At 66.7% G+C, this 19,600-nt stretch carries 20 protein-coding genes and 2 tRNA genes; 15 read left to right on the top strand and 7 right to left on the bottom strand.

What is annotated here, in order from left to right:
- Positions 1-139 precede the first annotated feature (139 nt).
- The 4 genes from RVF83_RS20855 to RVF83_RS20840 are packed head-to-tail and all read left to right on the top strand — an operon-like array spanning position 140 to position 1,894.
- Positions 140-574 carry a hypothetical protein gene (locus RVF83_RS20855; protein WP_039880515.1) on the top strand — a complete coding sequence of 145 codons (435 nt, stop codon included), beginning with the start codon at positions 140-142 and terminating at the stop codon, positions 572-574.
- Positions 574-858, top strand: coding sequence for a hypothetical protein (locus RVF83_RS20850; RefSeq protein ID WP_005198918.1), 285 nt, complete (start codon positions 574-576; stop codon positions 856-858). The genes RVF83_RS20855 and RVF83_RS20850 overlap by 1 nt, the downstream gene beginning before the upstream one ends.
- Entirely contained in the window at positions 855-1,259 is a 405-nt protein-coding gene (locus RVF83_RS20845; RefSeq protein WP_005198919.1) for a hypothetical protein, read from the top strand. Before RVF83_RS20850 ends, RVF83_RS20845 begins: the two co-directional genes overlap by 4 nt.
- On the top strand, positions 1,256-1,894 hold the full coding sequence (locus RVF83_RS20840) for a DUF5994 family protein (RefSeq protein ID WP_341261974.1): 639 nt from the start codon (positions 1,256-1,258) through the stop codon (positions 1,892-1,894). Before RVF83_RS20845 ends, RVF83_RS20840 begins: the two co-directional genes overlap by 4 nt.
- Here the strand turns inward: RVF83_RS20840 and pepN are convergent.
- Entirely contained in the window at positions 1,804-4,389 is a 2,586-nt protein-coding gene (gene pepN / locus RVF83_RS20835; protein WP_005198921.1) for an aminopeptidase N, read from the bottom strand. The genes RVF83_RS20840 and pepN overlap by 91 nt on opposite strands.
- A gap of 29 nt (positions 4,390-4,418) precedes the next feature.
- Positions 4,419-5,654, bottom strand: coding sequence for a TetR/AcrR family transcriptional regulator (locus RVF83_RS20830; RefSeq protein WP_005198922.1), 1,236 nt, complete (start codon positions 5,652-5,654; stop codon positions 4,419-4,421).
- 205 nt (positions 5,655-5,859) lie between these two features.
- Between RVF83_RS20830 and RVF83_RS20825 the strand changes: the two genes are divergently transcribed.
- Positions 5,860-6,483 (top strand): DsbA family protein, encoded by a 624-nt coding sequence (locus tag RVF83_RS20825; RefSeq protein WP_005198923.1) that lies wholly within the window; start codon positions 5,860-5,862, stop codon positions 6,481-6,483.
- A gap of 47 nt (positions 6,484-6,530) precedes the next feature.
- Here the strand turns inward: RVF83_RS20825 and RVF83_RS20820 are convergent, their stop codons facing one another.
- The gene (locus RVF83_RS20820) at positions 6,531-7,556 is read right to left on the bottom strand and encodes a M48 family metallopeptidase (protein ID WP_005198924.1); all 1,026 of its coding nucleotides are present in this window, start codon (positions 7,554-7,556) and stop codon (positions 6,531-6,533) included.
- A 22-nt stretch (positions 7,557-7,578) separates the two neighbouring features.
- Here RVF83_RS20820 and RVF83_RS20815 point away from each other — a divergent pair, with 22 nt between their 5' ends.
- The 4 genes from RVF83_RS20815 to RVF83_RS20800 all read left to right on the top strand — a co-directional run bounded on the left by RVF83_RS20815 (position 7,579) and on the right by RVF83_RS20800 (position 10,426).
- Positions 7,579-8,058 (top strand): ribose-5-phosphate isomerase, encoded by a 480-nt coding sequence (locus RVF83_RS20815; protein ID WP_039880516.1) that lies wholly within the window; start codon positions 7,579-7,581, stop codon positions 8,056-8,058.
- Between the two features lie 3 nt (positions 8,059-8,061).
- A complete protein-coding gene (locus tag RVF83_RS20810) occupies positions 8,062-8,865 on the top strand; it encodes an Fpg/Nei family DNA glycosylase (RefSeq protein WP_005198926.1) in 804 nt (267 codons plus the stop codon).
- Between the two features lie 95 nt (positions 8,866-8,960).
- Positions 8,961-9,398 carry a hypothetical protein gene (locus RVF83_RS20805; protein WP_005198927.1) on the top strand — a complete coding sequence of 146 codons (438 nt, stop codon included), beginning with the start codon at positions 8,961-8,963 and terminating at the stop codon, positions 9,396-9,398.
- Positions 9,399-9,481: 83 nt separating this feature from the next.
- A complete protein-coding gene (locus tag RVF83_RS20800) occupies positions 9,482-10,426 on the top strand; it encodes a PE-PPE domain-containing protein (protein WP_005198928.1) in 945 nt (314 codons plus the stop codon).
- A gap of 106 nt (positions 10,427-10,532) precedes the next feature.
- Here the strand turns inward: RVF83_RS20800 and RVF83_RS20795 are convergent, their stop codons facing one another.
- Entirely contained in the window at positions 10,533-11,231 is a 699-nt protein-coding gene (locus tag RVF83_RS20795) for a L,D-transpeptidase (protein WP_005198929.1), read from the bottom strand.
- 290 nt (positions 11,232-11,521) lie between these two features.
- On the bottom strand, positions 11,522-11,707 hold the full coding sequence (locus tag RVF83_RS20790; protein WP_005198930.1) for a hypothetical protein: 186 nt from the start codon (positions 11,705-11,707) through the stop codon (positions 11,522-11,524).
- 327 nt (positions 11,708-12,034) lie between these two features.
- On the opposite strand from RVF83_RS20790, the gene RVF83_RS20785 reads away from it, so the two are divergent.
- On the top strand, positions 12,035-12,193 hold the full coding sequence (locus RVF83_RS20785) for a hypothetical protein (protein ID WP_341261973.1): 159 nt from the start codon (positions 12,035-12,037) through the stop codon (positions 12,191-12,193).
- 101 nt (positions 12,194-12,294) lie between these two features.
- On the opposite strand, the gene RVF83_RS20780 is transcribed toward RVF83_RS20785, so the two are convergent.
- Positions 12,295-12,368, bottom strand: a tRNA-Gly gene (locus RVF83_RS20780).
- Between the two features lie 200 nt (positions 12,369-12,568).
- On the opposite strand from RVF83_RS20780, the gene RVF83_RS20775 reads away from it, so the two are divergent.
- From RVF83_RS20775 to clpX, 5 genes are all read left to right on the top strand, one after another.
- Positions 12,569-12,642: transfer RNA gene (locus RVF83_RS20775), tRNA-Pro, on the top strand.
- Positions 12,643-12,728: 86 nt separating this feature from the next.
- Complete coding sequence (tig, locus tag RVF83_RS20770; protein WP_005198932.1) at positions 12,729-14,090, top strand: trigger factor; 1,362 nt, start codon at positions 12,729-12,731, stop codon at positions 14,088-14,090.
- Positions 14,091-14,350: 260 nt separating this feature from the next.
- On the top strand, positions 14,351-14,950 hold the full coding sequence (locus RVF83_RS20765) for an ATP-dependent Clp protease proteolytic subunit (RefSeq protein WP_005198933.1): 600 nt from the start codon (positions 14,351-14,353) through the stop codon (positions 14,948-14,950).
- Positions 14,951-15,005: 55 nt separating this feature from the next.
- A complete protein-coding gene (locus tag RVF83_RS20760; protein WP_005198934.1) occupies positions 15,006-15,704 on the top strand; it encodes an ATP-dependent Clp protease proteolytic subunit in 699 nt (232 codons plus the stop codon).
- Positions 15,705-15,901: 197 nt separating this feature from the next.
- Positions 15,902-17,182 carry an ATP-dependent Clp protease ATP-binding subunit ClpX gene (gene clpX, locus RVF83_RS20755; RefSeq protein WP_005198935.1) on the top strand — a complete coding sequence of 427 codons (1,281 nt, stop codon included), beginning with the start codon at positions 15,902-15,904 and terminating at the stop codon, positions 17,180-17,182.
- Between the two features lie 81 nt (positions 17,183-17,263).
- Here clpX and RVF83_RS20750 read toward each other — a convergent pair whose 3' ends face one another.
- Entirely contained in the window at positions 17,264-19,570 is a 2,307-nt protein-coding gene (locus tag RVF83_RS20750; protein WP_005198936.1) for an FdhF/YdeP family oxidoreductase, read from the bottom strand.
- Positions 19,571-19,600 lie beyond the last annotated feature (30 nt).

Genomic DNA, 19,600 nt, shown 5'->3' with positions numbered 1-19,600 from the left:
CCATCGGTACGCGGCATGGCGTTGGTGCTGGACAAACGGCGTAGACTGAATTTCGTCGGGTTGCACGCCGAGAGAATCACTGTTGGCGGCCCCGGTCACTTCGGCCGCATCCAGACGGCGACCGAGTCAGGCGAATGCCATGATCACCACCACTCGAATTCTCGACTCGCTTCCGCGCAGCCGCCTCTTCGGGCACATACGCGACTATCACCGCGCCCGACCGGGTCACTCATCGAGGCCTCAGACAATCGTGAGCGGGATCCAAGAGCAGGATTCGCGCGACGTGCCGGGCGACCTGCTCGCCGAATGGGATGTCCAGTTCCATCCCGCGACCAGCGCGGATACGAACGATACGAGCGAAGTCGTCGGTGACGTCCTCGCTTGCCGGACCCTCCGGCGGGACCGTCATTCACGGACTGCGGTTCTCGAAGCCGACTCGCACCCGGTGATCCTGCTCGCCACAGATGTTCTCAAGGTCCGCGCCGGGGACGTCTGGGAAAAGGTGATGAGGACTGTCGAGGGTGGCGGAACCCTGTCAGATGTTCTGTTCGAAAACCAGAGACGGGAACCCTGATGTCCGCACGCCTCGATCTACCTCCCATTGCCCGCCGGCTCAACGAGCGACTCCTCGCGCACTCCCGGGCCGGCCGAACCGATGACGACACCGCGGCCATGGTCGGTGACCTGCGTTCCCTGATCGTCGACGCGGTGACCGAGCTGGAGAATGACGTGATCATCAGCAATGACCGATCTCGCAGTGCCGCAAAGCAATCGATTGGTACAGCGGTCCCCTCCGAACTCGCCGGGAGCCGGAACAACCCGGCGGTCCCGGATCCAAGAAGAGAGCTGATGTCATGACAGTCATCATCGGAGTCATCATCCTGGTCGCCGCGGTGATCGCGACGGCGGCCGGTTTTCTCGCCAACAACGGCAGTGCGAACGGTCTCGCACCTGACAGTTTCGCCGTCTTCGGCTACCACGTGAGCGGAACCACGGGTGCTCTTCTACTCCACGGTGTGGTGTTGGGAGCGCTCGGCATGCTGGGGTTGGCCATGATCCTGGTGGGGGCGAGGCGGTCCTCGCGCCGCGGGCACGTCGCGCGCCGCGACCTCAAACGGTCCGAGCAACGCGTCGCCGCCCTCGACCACGACCGGGCGGAGAACGCGAACGGCCCGGCGAACACAGTCGCTGTAACGTCGTCGAACCGGTCGCGCCACGCTCCGCGTACCTGGCGCCACCCGTTGGGTAGCAGGGCGTGAACGCGCCGACCGCGCATCCGCCTCGCCGGTTGCGGTTGCGGCTCAAGCCCGCCGATTCGGTTCGGGGGGCAGTCGATGGCGCGTGGTGGCCGCGAACACGCGACCTGGCAACGGAGCTCCCGGATATCGCACAAGCACTCGACACCCGGTTGCCGCGGCTCGAACGGGTCGGCTACCGGATCGCCGACTGGGATACCCAGCCGAACCGGAAGGTTGGGGTCGACGGCCGGTCGGTGCACTTGGAGGGCTTCACCACGTGGGCGCCCGGCGAAGTTCGATTCTCTTGTCCGAGCGGGACACTGACGCTTGCCGTCCTCGGTCCGGAGACAGATCCGGACGCGGCGCACCGGATGATGATGCGTGCTGCCGAACGGACCAACACCCAGTCCGCGGAGACTCTCATCGCATCGGCGGCTGTCGCCGACGGACACCGGACCGGTCACGCCCCACCGGCGTGGGACACCCCAAGAGACGACGACACCGATCGGTTGATCGGGCGCAGACTCCAGGTGAGCCGATGGGGCGAGGCCGATTCGTTGAAACCTCAGCCCTGCGCGTCGAACTCGCGTGCACGCAGCGAACGCGCCACGCCGTCGCGGCCTTCGGAGATCAGCCGCTTGAGGGCAGGCGGATGATCACCCGCGACGAACTCCTCGGCGAGGTCGAGGGCATGCTGCGTCATCGCCCAGCTCGGGTAGAGGCCGACGACGACTGTCTGGGCGACCTCGCTCGAACGGCGTGCCCACACCTCGGGGATCGCCTCGAAGTACTTCTCGAGGTACGGCTCGAGCAGTTCGCCCTGGCCCGGACGTGCAAAGCCCTCGATCATGGTGCGGGTGTAGATGTTCGACAGCGAATCGTCGTCGATCGCCTGTGACCACGCGTCGGCCTTGGCCTCGGGGAGCGGTCGCGACGAGCGTGCCGCGGCGGCCTGCCGGGTGCCGGTGGCGGTGTTGTCGCGCTGGGCCTCCGCGTCGATGGTCGGGGTCGAGGCGGCGTCGGCATCGATCGCACCGGCGGTTGCCAGCGCGCGCACCAGCTTCCACCGGAGGTCGGTGTCGACGGCCAGGCCGTCCAGACCCTGCTCGGCCGGGTCCGCGCCATCGAGAAGTGCTCGTGCCACGTCGACCTGGTCGTCGTTGAGCCTGCCGGCCAGCCAGGTGTTGACGAAGGCGAGCTGGTGGTCGGAGCCCGCGTCGGCACCCCGGGCGAGTTCCAGCAGCCGGGCGCTGAACGCGGGCCGACCGGTCGAGGACACCCAGGCGGGGTCGGCGTAGGACTCGATCGCGGTGGTCGCCTGCATCAGGACACGCTGCACCACACCGATCTCGGTCTCCGATGCGATCCCGCGTTGCACGAGTTCGACGAAGTCGCGGGCGCGCATCTCGGCCTGGCGGGTCATCTCCCACGCCGCCGACCACACCAGGGTGCGCGGCATGGAGTCGGTGATGTCGCCGATGCGGGCGGTCGCGGTCGCCAGCGACTCGGGGTCGAGACGGATCGACGCATAGGTGAGGTCGCCGTCGTTGAGCAGCACCAGGTCCCCGCGGTTCACGCCGACGAGGTCGGCCACGTCGGTGCGCTCACCCTCGACGTCGAGTTCGACGCTGTGGGTCTGTTCGATGGCGCCGGAACCGTTGTCGGCGTAGATGCCGACGCGGAGCCGGTGCACACGGGTCTCGCCTGCGCCCGGGGCAGCGCCGTCCTGGACGATGGTGAACCGGGTGAAGGCCCCGGACTCGTCGATCTCGAAGTCGGGTCGCATGACATTGATACCGGTGGTACGCAGCCACTGGTCGCCCCAGTCCGACAGATCACGACCGGACGACTTCTCCAGTGCGCCGAGCAGATCGGTGAACGTCGCGTTGCCGAACTTGTGGGCGGCGAAGTAGTCGCGCAGACCGGCGAGGAAGTCGTCCACGCCGACGTAGGCGACGAGCTGCTTGAGCACCGACGCGCCCTTGGCGTAGGTGATGCCGTCGAAGTTGACCTCGACGGCGGCGATGTCGGGGATGTCGGCGGCGACCGGGTGGGTCGAGGGCAGCTGATCCTGCCGGTACGCCCAGGACTTCTCGACGTTGGCGAACGTCGTCCAGGCGTTGGTGTACTCGGTGGCCTCCGACTGGCAGAGCACCGAGGCGAAGGTGGCGAAGGACTCGTTGAGCCACAGGTCATCCCACCACTGCATGGTGACGAGGTCGCCGAACCACATGTGCGCCATCTCGTGGAGCACGGTCTCGGCGCGACGCTCGTAGAGGTACTTGGTGACGCGCGACCGGAAGACGTAGTCCTCCAGGAAGGTCACCGCGCCGGCGTTCTCCATCGCGCCCGCGTTGAACTCGGGCACGAACAGCTGGTCGTACTTGCCGAAGGCGTAGGGGATGCCGAAGTTCTTGTGGTAGAAGGCGAATCCCTGCTTGGTCTCGGTGAAGAGCCGGTCGGCGTCCATGTGCTCGGCCAGCGAGGCACGGCAATAGATGCCCAGGGGAATGTCACCGTGGTCGTCGGAGTAGACGTCGGTCCACTCGGCGTACGGCCCGGCGATCAGCGCGACAAGGTAGGTGCTCATCGGCGCGGTCTCGCGGAAGCGGTGGATACCCGGCTCGGCGGCGGTGGTCTCGACGTGTGCCGCGTTCGAGATGACCTTCCAGTCCTCCGGTGCGGTGACCGTGAGCGTGTAGGTGGCCTTGAGATCGGGCTGGTCGAAGCAGGCGAACATGCGCTTGGCGTCGGCGGTCTCGAACTGGGAGTACAGGTACACCGAGTCGTCGGACTGGTCGACGAAACGGTGAAGGCCCTCACCGGTGTTCGAGTAGGCGCAGTCGGCGACCACGGTGAGGGTGTTCTCCGCGGCCAGCCCGGGCAGGGCGATGCCGACGGATTCGTCGAAGCCGGAGACGTCGAGTTCGACGCCGTTGAGCGTCGCGGAGTGCAGCGTCGGTGCGACGAGGTCGATGAAGGTCTCGGCACCCTCGGTCGCGGTGAACGTGACCGTCGTGGTGGATCGGAACGTCTGGGTGCCGGGCGCACCGTTCCCGTCGGTGAGGTCGAGTTCGATCTGGTAGTTCGACACGTCGACGATCGCGGCGCGCTCGCGGGCCTGGTCTCTGGTGAGGTTCGGGGCAGTCACGCAGGCCAGCTTATAGAGATCGGCGGTGCTCAGCCGTCCGACAGCAGATCGGCGGGCTGAAGGATCGCGGTGGCGAGTGCGGTGAGCGCGTCGGAGATATCCGGTCGCGCGCGCAGTTCCGGCGACTGGACGATGTCGCCGGTCACGCCGATGAACGCGCGGGTGAGGCCTGCGGCGTCGCCGTCGGAGAGTTCGGGCGAACGGGCGCGGATGGCGGTGGCCCATTCGGCGATGTATGCGCGCTGGGCCGAACGCAGTGCGTCCTGGTCGGCCTCGGACAGGTATACGAGGTCGCGGGTGAAGACGGAGATGATCCGTCCGTGCACGCCGAGCGCGTACTCCACGTGCAGTGAGATCAGCACGTCGAGGGCGTCGTGGGGCTCGACGCCGTCGAGGGTGTGGGCCGTGAGGAAGAGCGTGCCCTCGAGGGCGCGGAACAGGATCGCGCGCAGAACCTCGGTCTTGCCCGGGATCTGCTGGTAGAAGGTGGCGACCGAGATGTCGGCCGCCCGCGCGATGTCGTCGATCCGGACGTCGTGGAAACCCCGCTCGGCGAACAGGCCGGTGGCCGCATCGAGGATGCGCTCGTGCCGGTCGGCGGGGCGTCGGATGGGCAACGACGGGGGCGAGGCATCGGGGCCGGCCGCGGGCACCTCGCAGTCGTCGATCGACCGGGCGATGGCCCGCTGGATCTGCATCACTCGCGCGGGCGGCATCGACCCGCGGATCACCGAGGTGTTGGAGTACAGGCTCAGGACGGCGAAGCCGAGCAGGCGGGCGTCGGCGTCCGGTAGGTCGGGTCGCACGGCGGCGACCTTGTCGGCGATGTAGTCGCCGTACTTGGTGAAGTAGCCCCGCATCTCCGCGAGTTGTGTGGGCTGTAGGTGTCGTTGCTCGCGGCGCCAGAGGATGGACACGTCGTGGTTGGCGGTCATGTCCCCGAGACGATCGAGGAAACGCCACAGCTGGGCCTCCGGCGTCTCGCCGTCACCGTCGGCCTCGCGCACGAGCTGGTCCACCAGGTCTACCTGGGTCAGCAGCGCCTGCACGAGGATGTCGTGCTTACCGGGGAAGTGCCGGTACACCGCGGGACCGGTGAGACCCACCGCGGCACCGATCTGCTCGATGCTGACGTTGCGGTACCCGTAGTCCTGGAAGAGGATCGTCGCCGCCCGGACGATCTGCTCGGCCCGGAGCCCCCGGGGGTTCGCCCGCGCACCCGCCGAACCGGGACCGGAGCCCGGATCATGCGGCGTCGACGACATGACGTTTCCTCTCCGAGAACGGTGGCTGATCCGGACGTGCTCATCCGACCGGGCTCCTCCCCAGGAACCGTAACCGGATCCGGCGCAGATTTTCGCAGCTCACATCACAAACCGGGAACAGCCCGACGCGGGCCGATGTTGAGCACGGGTGACGGTGCCGCCGGTACGGTCGAGATCGATCACCACTTCTGAGAGGACGTCGACGATGTCAGAGCAGGGCCAGTCCACCACCGATCGGGTCGATTTCTGGTTCGATCCGCTCTGCCCGTGGTGCTGGATCACCTCCCGGTGGATCCTCGAGGCCGAGAAGGTCCGTCCGATCGACGTGAACTTCCACATCATGAGTCTCGCCGTCCTCAACGAGGGCAAGGACATCCCCGACGAGTATCGCGAGGCCCTGAAAAACGCCTGGCGTCCGGTCCGGGTGATCGCCGCCGCGGCAGCGGAGAAGGGCGACGAGATCCTCGCACCCCTCTACGCAGCGATGGGCACCCGGATTCACAACGAGGGGATCAAGGACTTCGACGAGGTCATCGCCGGCGCGCTCGCCGAGCTCGGCCTCGATGCCGCGCTGGCCGAGGCCGCCGGCTCCGAAGAGTTCGACGAGGCCATCCGCAAGAGCCACCACGAGGGTATGGACAAGGTCGGCGACGACGTCGGCACCCCGACGATCCATGTGAACGGTGTCGCCTTCTTCGGCCCTGTGCTGTCACGCATCCCGCGCGGCGAGGACGCCGGCAAGGTGTGGGACGGGGCGCTCGCCCTCGCCTCCTACCCGCACTTCTACGAGCTCAAGCGCAGTCGCACCGAGGATCCCGAATTCGACTGAGTAACAGTCCGCATCGCCCCCCGGCAAGCCGCTTCTCGAACCCCTGCTCAGAACCTGGGCGGGGGTTCGATGCCGTTCGGGAGCGAACCGGCCGGGACCGTCGCGGGGTGTGCCGGTGGTGGCACGGCCACGACGTTGCCGCTGCCGATGCCGCGCACGATCCGGCGTGGCCGTAGCAGCATCGCGCCGGCCCGGGTGCGGTCACGGAGTGCGGCCGCCCGCCAGGTCAGGACGGGATGGGTCGAGATCGCGTTGACCAGGTGCACGAAGAACCCGCGTTCGTGGGTCGCACGGTCGGCGAACTGATCGAAGTCGACCGCGGACAGCATGTACTTGCCGGCGGCCAGGACGCCGATCGCACTTGGAGCTCCCGCCGGCTTCGCGTAGTAGCCGTAGTTGTCGGCGGTGTACTCCTGCGCTCGTGACAAGGCGCTGCCGAGCAGAGGGATGTTGGTGCCGAAGACCGTTGCCAACTGACGCCAGTACGACGTGTGTCCGGCCGCGATGTGCCCGACCTCGTGGCCGATGATGAACTCCAGCGCCTCCGGGCTCCGCGCGGCGCCGCCGACCTCGAACAGGTCGGAGTACACGACGACGAACCGGCGGAATCCGTGGCCGGAGGCGAAGGCGTTGATCTGCCCGTTCCCGAGGACCACGTAGGCGTCGGGTACGTACTCCAATCCGTAGCGGGCGGCGGCCTCGACCACCATCCGGTAACCCTCCGGGAACTGGGTCGGCGTCATCTGCACGCCGTTCACGCGCGGCGTCGCATAGGTGAGACCGCGGATCACGAACAGCAGGAGCGGAAATGCCAAGGCGGCCAGCAGGATCTGGTCCAGCATGCCGAGGGCGACGAGGAGGATGATCGCCGCGTATCCCACCGTCGTGGTGAGGATGACGAGGACGAGGACCGGGATCTCCCACGGATGCAGCTGCGGGCGTGCGGCGAAACGAGCCGCGCGAAGCCAGCGTCGTGACGGGTCGGGGGGTGTCTCCGGGAGCGGGTCGGCGACCCCGGGCACGTTCGGGATCGGGTTCGGCAACGCTCGGGGGATGGGCGCAGGCGTGTCCACGCCCTCAATCTATAGTGGCGCCATGCGTGTCTATCTCGGTGCCGACCATGCCGGATTCGAACTCAAGAACCAGATCGCCGACCATCTGACGGCGAACGGACACGAGGTGGTGGACTGTGGCGCCCACGTTTACGACGCCCTCGACGACTACCCGGCCTTCTGCATCGACGCCGCCGCCCGGACCGTCGCGGACCCCGGCAGCCTGGGCATCGTGCTCGGCGGCAGCGGCAACGGTGAGCAGATCGCCGCGAACAAGGTGCCCGGTGCCCGTTGCGCCCTGGCCTGGAGCGTCGAGACCGCGCAGCTCGCACGTCAGCACAACAACGCCCAGCTGATCGGCATCGGCGGGCGCATGCACTCCACCGAGGAAGCCCTCGCCATCGTCGACGCCTTCCTGGCCACCGAGTGGTCGGATGAGGCGCGCCACCAGCGCCGCATCGACATCCTCGCCGAGTACGAGCGCACCGGCGTGGCGCCCGAGGTCCCGCAGCCGCCGGCCTGATCGGTGCCCGAAGGTCATACGCTGCACCGGCTCGCCCGCCGGCAACAGCGACTCTTCGGTGGCCGCCCGGTTCGGGTGACCAGCCCCCAGGGGCGGTTCGCCGACGGTGCGGCCGCCGTCGACGGGATGACCTTCCACGCCGCGGAGGCGTGGGGCAAACATCTGCTCCATCGCTACCGCGACGGTCGTACCGAGCGGATGGTGCACATCCACCTCGGCCTCTACGGCGCCTTCACCGAGCTGACGGCGCCGCTACCGGAGCCGGTCGGACAGGTCCGGCTGCGCATCGAGACCGAGGACACCGGCACCGACCTGCGCGGCCCGACCGCGTGTGAGATCTACCACCCTGCCGATCTCGACGCGTTGATCGCCCGTCTGGGTCCCGACCCCCTCCGGCGCGACGCCGACCCGGAGCGCGCCTGGGCGGCGATCTCGCGGTCGTCGCGTCCGATCGGCGCGCTGCTCATGGACCAGAAGGTCATCGCGGGTATCGGGAACGTCTATCGCGCCGAAGTCCTCTTCCGTGCCGGGATCGACCCCATGCGCCCCGGAAAAAGTCTTCTCCGAAGCGAATTCGACGAGATGTGGACCGACCTGGTGGCGCTGATGAAAGTGGGCGTACGTCGCGGCCGGATCCATGTGATCCGGCCCGAGGACGACCATGGGGCACCGGCGTATGCGACGAATCGGCCGCGGACCTACGTCTACCGCCGGGCAGGGGAGCCGTGTCGCATCTGTGGCACCCCGGTCCTGCTCGCCGAACTCGAGGCCCGCAAGCTCTACTGGTGTCCGGTTTGCCAGACGTGATGCTCCCCTCAAAAGATGTATGGATAGGCGAACCTCAGTAACATCGCGGGAGTTCGGGATGCACGGCATCCGCGTCGGAGTCTGGTGGGGTAAGCGTGTCGATCGCCGAGGAATCGCGTGTCCATGCCGGCCTTATTTCGCGCGGCGAGGTGTCGCCACTGAAGGACGTACCGTTCCACGGCGCCTCCGATGCGCCGATCACCCGACGCGTTCTCGCCGGCGGCAATCTGTTCCCCGAGGCCGAGAAGCGCGTGGTCGCCCACGAGATGCGAGCCGTCTCGGCCGCGAGCCGGGACTACTGCGAACCCCACGTGCACGACTGCCCCGAGATCAACATCCTCCTCTCGCTCGACCACCTGGTCTACGAGATCACCCTGGGCGACGAGTCGTACGTGGTGGAGGCACCGGCGAGTATCTACATCCCGGCCGGCCTGACCCACAGCGCGAACGTGATCGAGGGGAGTGGTTTCTTCATCGCGATCATCGAGACCGCGGACTACGTAGCGAAGCCGCCGCCTGGCACCACCTTCTGACCTCCGTTCTCCCCGAGGCCCCCAGAGGATCTCAGCGAACCCACAGCGTCGCCTGACGTCCGTTCACATGTGCGGTCGTCACGATGGATGAGGTGTACAGAGACGAGCAGACCCCCGACGACGCCCTCGGAGACGTTGATCGACCGGGGATCACCGTCCTCGTGGTCGGCGGAACCGGCGAGTCGTACCCGGGTGATGCCCGCACCGAGGTCACCGGCCTTCTCGCGGGTGTGACCGACGAACTCGACGATCGGTTCTCCTGCCGTTGGGTCGCCTATCCGGCGAGCTACGGCCCGGCGCCCCATCCCGGCGGCATGAGCTTCGCCGACAGTGTGGCGATCGGTGCCCGGCGATTGTCCGAGCTGCTCGAGCGGACCGCGGGATCGGTTGCGCTGCTGGGATATTCGCAAGGGGCAGTGGTGATCCGGACGGCGCTCGCCGAACTGGGGGCACGTCGTCACCCGGTCGTCGGCCGAGTGCTCGGCGTCGGACTCGTCGCGGACCCGCACCAGCCGCCGGGAGTCGTACCCGGATGTGACGGATGGGGTGTCGCGGGTCCCGGGGAACAGCTGCCGACCGACCTGCCCGTGATGTGGGTGGGCGCCCCAGATGACATGATCTGCAACGCCCGTGCGGACTCTCTGGTCCGTGACATCGCCGACCTCACACGGGCGATGACCTTCGCCGCGTTGGGCCGTTGGCGACGCAGCGCATTCGAGGTGCTGCGCCGCAACGCCTTCCAGAACGCCCGCCGCACAACCGTGCGCCCGTCGCAGTGGCGGCGGGACATCCACCGACTCGCCTCGGCCTGGTGGGAGATCCGTTGCTACCTGCCGTCGATGGTGCGGTTTCTCGGTGTCGCGTGGACGAATTCGCCGGGCGGACGTCACACCTCGTACCGTCATGAGCCTTATCGACGCGGATCCGTCACCGACCCCGCCTCGACCGGGTGCCAGGTGATCGCGGGTTGGCTGCAGGTGCAGGCGACGTTCGCTGCCGTCCCCGCAGGCGACGTCCGCGCTGCTTGAGCAGTCGCGGCCCGAGTCGTGACGTCGCGACTCCGCCTGACCCGGACGACGACGAAGGCCGGTCACCGTGGTGGTGACCGGCCTTCGAGGTCGGATATGACGGAGGTCAGTTGCCGTCGTACTGGCCGCCGATCGTGTTGCGGACGACGATCGGGGTTCCGCGCGGGACGTTGTCGTATACCCACTTGCCGAACTCGGTGGTGACGTTGATGCAGCCGTGGCTCACATTGCTGTTGCCCTGCTGCGCGACGGACCACGGTGCGGCGTGGATGAAGATGCCGTCCCACGACATGCGGGTCGCGTACTCGACGTAGGTCCGGTAACCCTCGGCGGAGTCGACCGGCACACCGTACGTGGACGAATCCATGTACATGTCGCGGTACTTCTCCTTGGTGTAGTAGACACCGTTCGGGGTCGGGTGCTTGTCCGAACCCATCGAGATCGGCATGGTCTTGACGACCTCGCCGTTCTTCCACCACGTGATGGTGTGTGTCTTGTCGTCGGCCAGGGCGATGTACCCGGTCGGGGTCTTCACGTTCGGGATGGCCGGGCCCGCGGGCTTCTCCGGGGTGGTGCTGCTCGTCGGCGGCTCCGGGGCCTTCGGGGTGCTCGGTGCCGGCGGAGTCGGCAGGCCTGGGATCACGGGGATCTCGACCGGCGGCAGGCCGGGGATCACGGTGACGGGTGCAGCGTTCGCAACGCCGGGGAGGGCGAGAGCCATGGCCAGGACGCCGACGACGATCCCGCTGAGGCGCCGAGTGGTGCGTCGACGAGACCGCGAGGTCGGCACATTGTTGGTCTGCACTAGTCGTACCTTCGGTTCGATGAATATCTCGCGCTGTACATCTGAAAGCGCGAATCCATCGTTACACAACCGTTGTCTAGCGGCCAAGGAACGCAGCCCGTTCGACTACGCCACGATCGCGAAGGGGGCATCCGACCTGGCAAAAAGCAGTGGTGAGCGCGCCGCCTACAACTCGTGTGATGGTCGTCACATGCGGATGGCAGACTTGGCCGATCATCCCGTTGGCGTACATCATCGCCCCTGTCGCGGTGGTGTCAACAGGATCGGTTGTCCCCCTGAGGTGCCGGGACTCAGGCGGGTTGCGGGTGCTCGGTGCGCAGATGTCGCACGGGCTGCGCGCACGCCTCGTCGCGGCAGACGAGCATGATGTCGATGCGTTCGAGCCCGGTCTCGGATTCGGTGATGTCCCGGCGTATGTACAACGGTGCGCCGCAGGTCTGACACCTTCGCTGGGTTTTCGTATGTGTGGATGACATGCCCCCACCCTACGCGAATGTGGCGTGGGTCACAGGTCGGTTTCGGCTTCACGAACAGCGCAAACGAGGTCGTCGGCCGGAGCAATGTGTATGTCGGCACCCGGGAAGGACAGGGCGTGTGCACGAGAGTGCACGCAGGTCGGGAGACATTTCCGCGCGGAGGGGGGTGCTGACGTCTGCGAATGGAAGACCGAGAGCAATGAACCGACCCTTGACCACCTTGACGTTCGCTGTCGCCACCGCCACCGCCGGGCTTTTCGGTGGCGCGGCACTTGCGAGCGCCGACGCACCATGCACGATGCCCATCGCCAACGGGCAGACAGCCCCGTGTCCGCCTCCCGTCATCTCGACGGGCCCGGGGGGAACGGCGCGGTGAAGGACACCCCGGAGACACCGCCACTGCCGGACCTGCCGCCGTTCTATGACTATCCGTATGACTTCTACGAGTTCGGCGAGATTCCTTGGCTGGACCCATTTCTTCCGTGACGCGCCGTAGCTGACCGCCCGGAGAATCGAAACGACCCTGGTCCGTTCGTCTTTCGACGGACCAGGGTCGGATCGTGTCCTCGACCGGGTCGAGGGGGTGGTGGAGCGGGTGACGGGAATCGAACCCGCGTAGCTAGTTTGGAAGACTAGGGCTCTACCATTGAGCTACACCCGCGTGCTTGCGATCACCGGGAGCCGGAGTTCGCCGCGTGCGATGAGTGACTGTACATGGCGGCGCGCCGGTTTTCTAAATCGGGGTGTGCGTGGCGGTGCGTCCGGCACCCGTTGGTCGTGGCGCCACGGGCGCCCCGTACTATCTTCTGTTGGCCCTGATGCGCGGTCGGCCGTGAGGCCTCCACCGCGACCTGAGGACCGCGGGATGTGGCGCAGCTTGGTAGCGCATCCGCTTTGGGAGCGGAGGGTCGCAGGTTCAAATCCTGTCATCCCGACTTGTCGATGTGACCGTGTGGGTCACGGGGGCACACCACCCGAAACCGAACTTTCATCACCACCGCAGATATAAGGAGCAGTAGGCGTGAAGAGCACTGTCGAGCAACTCACCCCGACCCGAGTGAAGCTCAATGTCGAGGTCCCGTTCGAGGAGCTGTCCGCAGACTTCGACCGGGCTTACAAGTCCCTGGCCCAGCAGATCCGGATCCCCGGCTTCCGTCCGGGTAAGGCGCCCGCCAAGCTGATCGAGGCCCGCGTCGGTCGCGACTCGGTCCTGGCGCAGGTTGTCAACGACGCCATCCCCGCCAAGTACTCGGAGGCCGTCGCCGAGACCGAGACCAAGGCCATCGGCCAGCCGGAGATCGACCTGTCGGAGCTGAAGTACGGCGAGTCCGTCACCTTCACCGCCGAGGTCGACGTCCGCCCGGAGATCGCCCTGCCCGACTACTCGACCCTCTCGGTCGAGGTCGACGCCATCGAGATCGATGACGCAGCGGTCGACGAGCAGCTCGAAGGCCTCCGCGCCCGCTTCGGCACCCTCAAGGGTGTCGAGCGCGGCATCGAGAACGGTGACTTCGTGTCGATCGACCTCGAGGCCACCGTCGACGGCGAGGCCGTCGAGGAGGCCACCACCGAGGGTCTGTCCCACGAGGTCGGCTCCGGCCAGCTCATCGACGGACTCGACGACGCCCTCATCGGCCTGAAGGCCGGCGAGAGCAAGGAGTTCACCACCAAGCTGGTCGCCGGCGACCACGCCGGTGACGAGGCTCTGGTCAAGGTCACCGTGCAGTCGGTCAAGGAGCGCGAGCTCCCCGACGTCGACGACGAGTTCGCCCAGATGGCCAGCGAGTTCGACACCGTCGAGGAGCTGCGTGCGAGCCTGGCCGAGCGCGTCGAGCAGTCGGCGAAGCTCGAGCAGGCCAACAAGATCCGCGATGCCGTGCTCGAGAAGCTGCTCGAGACCGTCGAGGTCCCGCTGCCGGAGAAGGTCGTCGCCGAGGAGATCGAGGGTCAGCAGCACCAGATCATCCACGCTCTCGGTCACGACGACGAGCAGGTCGCGAAGTTCCTCGAAGCGCAGGGCAAGACCCGCGAGGAGTGGGACGCCGAGGCCCGCGAGGAGGCCGAGAAGTCGGTCAAGCAGCAGCTGCTCCTCGATGCGATCGCCGACCAGCAGGAGACCGAGGTCAGCCAGGACGAGCTGACCCAGCAGATCATCTTCACCGCGCAGCGCTACGGCATGCAGCCGCAGGAGTTCATCCAGCAGCTGACCCAGGCCAACCAGGTCGGCGCGGTCTACGCCGACGTCCGTCGCGGCAAGTCGCTGGCCGGCATCGTCGGTGAGTTCACCGTCACCGACACCAAGGGTGCGACGGTCGACACCTCCGAGTTCTTCGGGAGCAACGACGACGCCGAGTCGGACGAGGCGGTCGACGCCGACAACTGAGTCGACCCGGAACCTCACCACGCATCATCGATCGCCGGTCCCCGTTCGCGGGGGCCGGCGATCGGCGTCGGGTGCACCGATCTGCATTCGCCGTTCACAGTGATGACCCGTTCTGCTCTCAGCGAATAGACGTGTCCTCGGGAGTGCCGGTGGGTGCGGATTGGTTAGTGTCGGTGAGGACGTCATCAGACAGATGGAAACGTGTGCGACGCCCGAGACGGCGCGCACAGGTCATGACAACAAGGCAAAGGTAGGAACCCGTGAGTGAGCCGACCATCCACACACCCTCGATGAGTTCGGGTGTGGCTGGGTTGAACCTGACCGATTCGGTGTTCGAGCGTCTGCTGCGCGAACGCATCATCTTCCTGGGTACCCAGGTCGACGACGACATCGCCAACCGGCTGTGCGCGCAGATCCTGCTGCTCGCCGCCGAGGACCCCACCAAGGACATTCACCTCTACATCAACTCGCCCGGTGGCTCGGTCACCGCGGGTATGGCCATCTTCGACACCATGCAGCTCGCCGAGTGTGATGTCGCCACCTACGCGATGGGTATGGCCGCGTCGATGGGCCAGTTCCTCCTCGCGGCCGGCACCAAGGGCAAGCGTCATGCCCTGCCGCACGCGCGGATCATGATGCACCAGCCGTCGGCCGGCATCGGTGGTACCGCCGCCGACATCGCCATCCAGGCCGAGCAGTTCGCGCTCACCAAGAAGGAGATGAACCGGCTCAACGCCGAGTTCAGTGGTCAGCCGCTCGAGAAGATCGAGGCCGACGCGGATCGCGACAAGTGGTTCACCGCCGAGCAGGCCAAGGAGTACGGCTTCGTCGACAAGGTGATCTCGCGTCCGGGGCAGTGACCCGGTCCCGAGCATCCCGCCACCTCCGAGCCACACCTATTCATTGGAGCAACAGATGACCAACTCCCTTTCCCTGGACGGCATGCCCGCCGAGGTCGCCGCCGGTATCCCCGCGTCGGCCTTGGCGCTCAAGAACATCGAGGCGCGCTACATCCTGCCGTCGTTCATCGAGCACACCCCGAACGGCCAGCGCCAGTACGATCCGTACGCCAAGCTGTTCGAGGAGCGCATCGTCTTCGTCGGCACCCCGATCGACCAGGTCGTGTCCAACGACGTGATGGCCCAGCTGCTCGTCCTCGAGTCGCAGGATCCCGATCGTGACATCACCATGTACATCAACTCGCCCGGCGGCAGCGTGCCCGACATGCTCGCCATCTACGACACGATGCAGTACGTCCACTGCGACATCGTGACCGTGTGCCTCGGCGAGGCGGCCTCGGCCGCGGCGATCCTGCTCGCCGGTGGAACCCCGGGTAAGCGTGCGGCCCTGCCGAACGCGACCGTGCTGATCCACCAGCCGCGCACCGGCGGTGCCTACCAGGGTCAGGTCTCCGACCTCGAGATCCAGGCCGCCGAGATCGAGCGCATCCGCGACCGGCTCGACGAGATCCTGTCCAATCACACCGGCCAGGACAAGGCGAAGATCCGCAAGGACACCGACCGCGACAACATCCTGACCGCTCACGCGGCCAAGGAATACGGAATCATCGACGAGGTCTTCGAATACCGCAAGAAGTCGATGAAGAAGTCCTAGGGACAACCCACAACCAGCTCAGAAGTCGCGGGGATTTCTGTCGCGACATTTGGCCTTATCGGTCGAAGTTCGAGCGGTGCGCGGGTACCGTCGGGTTACCGGGCATTCGGAGGTCGTCAGATCATCCGTGCCCGACTGCGCGCGACGCGACGGACCACGACGACAGTCCGGCAACGAGGAAGTAGGTACTACGCGAGATGGCACGAATCGGAGACGGCGGCGACCTGCTCAAGTGCTCTTTCTGCGGGAAGAGTCAGAAGCAGGTGAAGAAGCTCATCGCCGGCCCCGGCGTGTACATCTGCGATGAGTGCATCGACCTGTGCAACGAGATCATCGAGGAGGAGCTCGCCGAGAACGGCGACGTGAAACTCGACGAACTCCCGAAGCCCGCGGAGATCCGCGACTTCCTCGAGAAGTACGTCATCGGTCAGGACACCGCCAAGCGCACGCTCGCGGTGGCCGTCTACAACCACTACAAGCGCATTCAGGCGGGGGAGAAGAAGGACTCCCGCACGGGTGAGACCGTCGAGCTGATGAAGTCGAACATCCTCATGCTCGGCCCGACCGGTTGTGGCAAGACGTACCTCGCGCAGACGCTGGCCAAGATGCTGAACGTGCCGTTCGCGATCGCCGACGCCACGGCGCTCACCGAGGCCGGTTACGTCGGTGAGGATGTCGAGAACATCCTGCTGAAGCTGATCCAGGCCGCCGATTACGACGTCAAGCGCGCCGAGACCGGCATCATCTACATCGACGAGGTCGACAAGATCGCCCGCAAGAGCGAGAACCCGTCGATCACCCGGGACGTGTCCGGTGAGGGTGTGCAGCAGGCGCTGCTGAAGATCCTCGAGGGCACCCAGGCGTCGGTGCCGCCCCAGGGTGGGCGCAAGCATCCGCATCAGGAGTTCATCCAGATCGACACCACCAATGTGCTGTTCATCGTCGCTGGTGCGTTCGCGGGTCTCGAGAAGATCGTGTCCGAGCGAATCGGCAAGCGCGGCTTGGGTTTCGGAAACGACGTGGCGAGCAAGGACGAGGTCGACACCTCCGATCAGTTCGCCGATGTCATGCCGGAGGATCTGATCAAGTTCGGGCTGATCCCCGAGTTCATCGGCCGCTTGCCGGTCGTCGCCTCGGTCACCAACCTCGACAAGGCCTCGTTGGTGAGCATCTTGTCGGAGCCGAAGAACGCACTGGTGAAGCAGTACACCCGCCTGTTCGAGATGGACAACGTCGAACTCGAGTTCACCCAGGACGCCCTCGAGGCGGTCGCCGACCAGGCGATCCACCGTGGCACCGGTGCTCGTGGCCTGCGCGCCATCATGGAAGAGGTCCTGCTGCCGGTCATGTACGACATCCCGAGCCGCGACGACGTCGAGAAGGTCGTCGTCACCGGTGAGACGGTGCGCGACAACGTGTTGCCGACCATCGTGCCGCGCAAGGCCTCGAACGACGAGCGTCGCGACAAGACCGCCTGACGCGATCTCTTCGCAGACGACGAGAATCCCCGCCCGGATCGCCGGGCGGGGATTCTGTTCTCTCGCCTGAGGTCCGGCGGGTCAGGCCGGTTCGAGGCGGATGACCACGGCCTTGGACACCGGGGTGTTGGATTCCTTCGCCACCGCGCCCAGCGGCACCAGCGGGTTGGTCTCCGGGTAGTAGGCGGCCGCGTTGCCCTGCGGGGTGTCGTAGGCGACGATCTCGAAGCCACGCACGCGACGCTCCTCGAGCCCGTTCTTGCCGTCGAACTCCGAAACGATGTCCACCCGCTGGCCGTCGTGCAGCCCGAGTGCGGAGATGTCCGCGGGACTGACCATCACCACGTGCCGGTTGCCCTTGATCCCGCGGTAACGGTCGTCATGGCCGTAGATGGTGGTGTTGTACTGATCGTGGCTGCGCAGCGTCTGCAGGATGAGACGCCCTTCCGGGATGTGCACCCACTCGAGCGGATGCACCGCGAAATTCGCCTTGCCGTTCGGGGTGTCGAACGACCGGTTGTCACGCGGCGGGTTCGGCAGCACGAATCCGTCGCTGCGCCGGACGCGGATGTTGAAGTCCTCGAACCCCGGGACCACCCGTTCGATGCGATCGCGGATCACGTCGTAGTTCCCCTTGAGTTCCTGCCACGGGACCGGATGATCCGCGCCGAGGGCAGCGGTGGCCAGGTCGCAGACGATGGCGACCTCGCTGCGCAGATCGGGCGACACCGGAGGTAGTGAGCCCCGGGACAGGTGCACCACCGACATCGAGTCCTCGACCGAGACACGTTGGGCCACACCGTTGATGACATCGCGGTCGGTCCGGCCCAGGGTCGGCAGGATGAGTGCCGCGCGACCGGTGACGGTGTGCGACTCGTTCAGCTTGGTCGACACCTGCACGGTCAGGGCGCAACGGCGCAGTGCGGCCGCGGTGGCCTCGGTGTCAGGGGTGGCGGAGACGAAGTTGCCGCCCATCCCCATGAAGACCCGGACCTTGCCCGCGGCCATCGCGTTGATCGCGGCGACGGTGTCGTACCCGTGCTTGCGCGGGCTGACGATCCCGAATTCGGCATCCTGTGCAGCGAGGAAGGATTCGGGCATCTTCTCGAAGATGCCCATCGTGCGGTCGCCCTGGACGTTGGAATGCCCTCGCACGGGGCACAATCCGGCCCCGACCTTGCCGATCATGCCGCGCAGCAACAGCACATTGGTGCCCTCGGCGATCGTCGCCACCGCGTGACGGTGCTGGGTGAGTCCCATCGCCCAGCACAGCACGATGCGCTGCGAGGTCCGCACGGCGTCGGCGAGATCGACGATCTGGGCTCTCGTCAGACCAGTGACGGCGGCGACCTCGTCGATGTCGACGTCGTCGAGCAGGGCGAGGTAGTCCTCGGTGCCGGCGCACGACCCGGTGAGGAACTCGTGGTCGAAGACGGTGCCGGGGTTCGCCTCCTCGGCGTCGCGCAGCAGCCGGGCGATGGCCCGGAACAGGGCCATGTCGGAGCCGAGCCGCACCTGGAGGAAGTCGTCGGCGAGCTTGGTCCCTTCGCCGATGACGCCGCCGATCTTCTGCGGGTCCTTGAACCGCATCAGGCCCGCCTCGGGCAGCGGGTTGATCGCGACGATCCGCGCCCCGTTGCCCTTGGCCTTCTCGAGCGTGGCCAGCATCCGGGGATGGTTGGTCCCGGGATTCTGTCCGGCGATGAGGATGAGGTCGGCGGCCTCGAGGTCCGGCACGGTCACCGACCCCTTGCCGATGCCGATGGACGTACCGAGCGCGGCGCCCGACGATTCGTGGCACATGTTCGAGCAGTCGGGGAGGTTGTTGGTCCCGAGGCTGCGCGCGAACAGCTGGTAGACGAAGGCGGCCTCGTTGCTGGTCCGTCCGGAGGTGTAGAAGACGGCCTCGTCGGGGGAGGACATCGCGGCGAACTCGTCGGCGATGATCCGGTTGGCGTCGTCCCAGCTCACCGGGCGGTAATGGGTGTCGCCGGGCGCGAGATACATCGGATGCGCCAACCGGCCCTGTTGGGAGAGCCAGTAACCGCTGCGGGTGGCGAGGTCCTCGACGCTGTGGGCGGCGAAGAACTCGGGGGTCACCGAACGCTTGGTGGCCTCCTCGGCGACGGCCTTCGCACCGTTCTCACAGAACTCTGCATGCTTGCGGTGACCGGGGGTCTCCGGCCAGGCGCAGCCGGGGCAGTCGAAGCCGTCGCGCTGGTTGAGTTTCAGGAGCGTCTGCGCGGTGCGCACCGGGCCCATCTGCTCGAGTCCGCGCTTGAGCGCCACCGCCACCGCGGGAACCCCGGCGGCCCAGGTCTTCGGATGCGTGCGATGGACATCGATGGGATCGTCGACGCGGGGGTCACTTTCAGGGCTGCGGCTCATGTGTCCATCTTGCCTCGCCGCGGTCACGGA

This window comes from Gordonia rubripertincta, from assembly GCF_038024875.1.
Taxonomy (GTDB): Bacteria; Actinomycetota; Actinomycetes; order Mycobacteriales; family Mycobacteriaceae; genus Gordonia; species Gordonia rubripertincta.
The sequence above is the reverse complement of the archived record's forward strand: the minus strand, read 5'-3'. Positions and strand labels throughout refer to the sequence as shown.

Excerpts from the sequence above, each read along its gene's own strand:
- RVF83_RS20855 (WP_039880515.1), top strand. The coding sequence starts at position 140 with ATGATCACCACCACTCGAATTCTCGACTCGCTTCCGCGCAGCCGCCTC.
- RVF83_RS20850 (WP_005198918.1), top strand. The coding sequence starts at position 574 with ATGTCCGCACGCCTCGATCTACCTCCCATTGCCCGCCGGCTCAACGAG.
- RVF83_RS20845 (WP_005198919.1), top strand. The coding sequence starts at position 855 with ATGACAGTCATCATCGGAGTCATCATCCTGGTCGCCGCGGTGATCGCG.
- RVF83_RS20830 (WP_005198922.1), bottom strand. The coding sequence starts at position 5,654 with ATGTCGTCGACGCCGCATGATCCGGGCTCCGGTCCCGGTTCGGCGGGT.
- RVF83_RS20825 (WP_005198923.1), top strand. The coding sequence starts at position 5,860 with ATGTCAGAGCAGGGCCAGTCCACCACCGATCGGGTCGATTTCTGGTTC.
- RVF83_RS20815 (WP_039880516.1), top strand. The coding sequence starts at position 7,579 with ATGCGTGTCTATCTCGGTGCCGACCATGCCGGATTCGAACTCAAGAAC.
- RVF83_RS20800 (WP_005198928.1), top strand. The coding sequence starts at position 9,482 with ATGGATGAGGTGTACAGAGACGAGCAGACCCCCGACGACGCCCTCGGA.
- RVF83_RS20790 (WP_005198930.1), bottom strand. The coding sequence starts at position 11,707 with ATGTCATCCACACATACGAAAACCCAGCGAAGGTGTCAGACCTGCGGC.
- RVF83_RS20760 (WP_005198934.1), top strand. The coding sequence starts at position 15,006 with ATGACCAACTCCCTTTCCCTGGACGGCATGCCCGCCGAGGTCGCCGCC.
- clpX (WP_005198935.1), top strand. The coding sequence starts at position 15,902 with ATGGCACGAATCGGAGACGGCGGCGACCTGCTCAAGTGCTCTTTCTGC.
- RVF83_RS20750 (WP_005198936.1), bottom strand. The coding sequence starts at position 19,570 with ATGAGCCGCAGCCCTGAAAGTGACCCCCGCGTCGACGATCCCATCGAT.